We start from the raw sequence: 1,734 nt of genomic DNA, 5'->3' as shown, positions 1-1,734 counted from the left end.
GCATCCAAAATTTCCGGCTCATCAATATACATGCACTTAACGATTTCTTTATTGGCCATTTCTTCAGGAGTGCGGTAGAAAATCGGCATGCTGACCAGATTGGACTCGTAAACAGTATACTTGCCGATATTGCGATTGGCAGTATAAATGCCGTCCTTGGTGATGGCATGCATGTGGACACCTAATTTTCGCCCAAGCAGCTCGATATCCAGATAGTCGTCATAAGACAGTGTTTCCTTGATCAATTCTTGACCTGTGACAGTATCCTGCACCAGTCCGCCGTTGAAAGTCACGACATAGTTGTCTGGCTGATTAAGCTCTAGCTCCTCGAGAAGCTTTTGAACACCCGCAATAGGCCGGCCAGTTGCAATGACGATTTTAACGCCAGCAGCCTTAGCATCCTGTACAGCGCTGAAGACTTCAGGCGTGATTTCTTTTTGGTTATTTAAAAGGGTGCCGTCAATGTCGACGGCAACTAATTTGATAGACATATTATTCTCCGTAAGTAAATTGGTCGTTTTTGATATAGTGCATAAAAGTCTGGTTTTTTTCGCTAAAAAGTCCCGTCTCTGCCAGCATTTCCTTGGGGAAGTAGAAGCGATTATCGCCCTGTCTGGTCCCTGCTAGCGAATGAACGATAGGAGACAGGCTGGACAGTTCTGCTAAGCTACCATCTTTTTGCAGAATCTCAATCTGGGTTCGGGGTTTTTCAACGTCAGGCCGGTAGAAATCATAAGGCAAATCAAAATTACGATGGATAGCAGTATAGTAATCAGGGTCAAAACCAACCTGTCCAACTAGGTCTCGCATGATATCCAAATGCGCTTCGTTCTCCTGAGAGAAGACGATAGACTTGAAGACCTTGCGGTTGATAAAACGCTGAGCTAAGTCAGATAAAATCTTGTCCGGACTCGTCATCCAAACTTGGAAATAGGTATTCATGACACCATCATCCAAGGCCAGATAATCCTGCAGGGTCACTCTGTTTTCAAAGAAGGGAATGAGATTGGGCGATGACAACGCAAAATAATCCTTCTGAGTCGGATAGAGAAACTTAGCTCGCTTGAGCAGATTTTGCAACAGAACCTCCATAGCTCGGCTGGCCGGGTGGAAATAAACCTGCATGTACATCTGGTAGCGGCTGACTACGTAGTCTTCTACTGCATGCATACCATTGCGTTTGAAGGCGATGCCCTTTTCTACTGGACAAATCACTCGTAAAATTCTAGTCAAGTCAAATTGCCCATAAGAAGCACCAGTAAAGAAGGAATCTCGCAAGAGATAATCCATCCGATCCACATCAATTTGGCTGGAAATCAGCTGGACCACCTGCTTATTGGGATAGGTATGGTTGATGACGCTAGCTACCTTTTCTGGAAAATCTGGTGAAACTTGTACCAAGGCCTGATGAATCTCTGTCTCAGGACTGGTGATAATTTGCCGCGTAATGTCCTCATGATCGGTATCAAAGAGGCGTTCAAAAGTATGTGAATAAGCGCCATGTCCCAAGTCATGCAGGAGAGCGGCTGTCATGGTTAGCAGGCTTTCGTGGCTGTCCCAGACCTTACTGTATTTTTCATTGAAAATCTTGGTGATGCGTCGGGCAATCTCATAAGCTCCCAGACAATGCGAAAAACGGCTGTGCTCCCCGCCGTGAAAAGTATAGCCAGAAGTGCCCAGCTGTTTGATGCGGCGCAGCCGTTGAAATTCTTTGGTATTGATTAAATCATAAAT

2 protein-coding genes are annotated in these 1,734 nt (G+C 45.3%); both read right to left on the bottom strand.

Features of this window, described 5'->3' with window-relative positions; genetic code table 11:
• Window positions 1-491: HAD-IIB family hydrolase (locus Q0191_RS04795; protein ID WP_297664307.1), on the bottom strand; the 491-nt coding region annotated here is incomplete at its 3' end.
• Window position 492: 1 nt separating this feature from the next.
• Window positions 493-1,734: HD domain-containing protein (locus Q0191_RS04790; protein ID WP_297664305.1), on the bottom strand; the 1,242-nt coding region annotated here is incomplete at its 5' end.

This window comes from uncultured Streptococcus sp. (assembly GCF_938036805.1).
Classification (GTDB): Bacteria; Bacillota; Bacilli; order Lactobacillales; family Streptococcaceae; genus Streptococcus.
The sequence above is the reverse complement of the archived record's forward strand: the minus strand, read 5'-3'. Positions and strand labels throughout refer to the sequence as shown.